Raw genomic sequence first — 962 nt, 5'->3', positions numbered from 1 at the left:
CGGATCATCTATATCCACGTGCCCGCCGCGTTTCTCGCGCTGGCGGGCTATTACGTGATGGCACTGTGCGGGGCGGTAGGGCTGATCTGGCGAATGAAGCTGGCTTTCATGGTGATGAAATCCGCCGCCCCCATCGGCGCAGCCCTGACCTTCGTCTCCCTGGTCACCGGTGCCATCTGGGGCAAACCCACCTGGGGCACCTGGTGGGCCTGGGATGCGCGCATTACCTCGATGTTGATACTGTTTTTCCTTTATCTGGGCATCATGGCGCTGCAGAGCGCCTTCATGAGCCGCGAGGCGGCGGATAAAGCCAGTGCCGTGCTGGCTCTGGTCGGCACCGTGAATATCCCGATCATCTACAAGTCCGTGGACTGGTGGTACACCCTGCATCAGCCCGCCACGCTCAAGTTGACGTCGGCGCCCACCATTCACGCCTCGATGTTGTACCCTCTGTTGACCATGATCCTGGCGTTTTACGTATTCTATGCGGTGGTGCTGCTGCGCTACACCCGCTATGAAATACTGCGCCGCGAGAGCCGTACCGGCTGGGTGCGAGAGCTGATTGCCCAAGAGGAGCGTCACTGATGAGTTTTTACTTTGACTCGTTTGCCGAATTTTTGCGAATGGGAGGGCACGGCCCCTACGTCTGGGTGTGTTATCTGATCACCTGGGGAACGCTCCTGTACCTGTTGCTGAGCCCGGGTATCCGCCGCAAGCGCTGGTTGCGCCGACAGGCGGCACTGCTTCGCCGCTCGGCGCGGTCAGCGGAGTAACCGGCGGCGGTGACGCCCCAATCCTGATACACTGCGGCTTCTTTCGGCCGCCTTCGTGAAGAGAAGTGAAGTAGCCTATGCATCCCGTCCGTCGACAACGTCTGTTCATGGTGCTTTTTGTGGTGGTGTTTTCCACCCTGGCAGTGGGTCTGATGGCTTACGCCTTGCGCGCCAATATCAATCTGTTTT

At 59.4% G+C, this 962-nt stretch carries 2 protein-coding genes; both read left to right on the top strand.

The window, feature by feature from the left end; all coding sequences use genetic code 11:
- A partial coding sequence (locus B3187_RS08920; protein ID WP_286805860.1) for a heme ABC transporter permease occupies positions 1 to 585 on the top strand: 585 nt, incomplete at its 5' end.
- Entirely contained in the window at positions 585 to 773 is a 189-nt protein-coding gene (gene ccmD / locus B3187_RS08915) for a heme exporter protein CcmD (protein ID WP_024460141.1), read from the top strand. The genes B3187_RS08920 and ccmD, both read left to right, overlap by 1 nt.
- Positions 774 to 962 lie beyond the last annotated feature (189 nt).

Origin of the sequence: Marinimicrobium sp. UBA4209 (assembly GCF_002381585.1) — a bacterium.
Lineage (GTDB): Bacteria > Pseudomonadota > Gammaproteobacteria > Pseudomonadales > Cellvibrionaceae > Marinimicrobium > Marinimicrobium koreense.
Note: the sequence above shows the minus strand (reverse complement) of the source record. Positions and strands in the feature narration are given on the sequence as shown.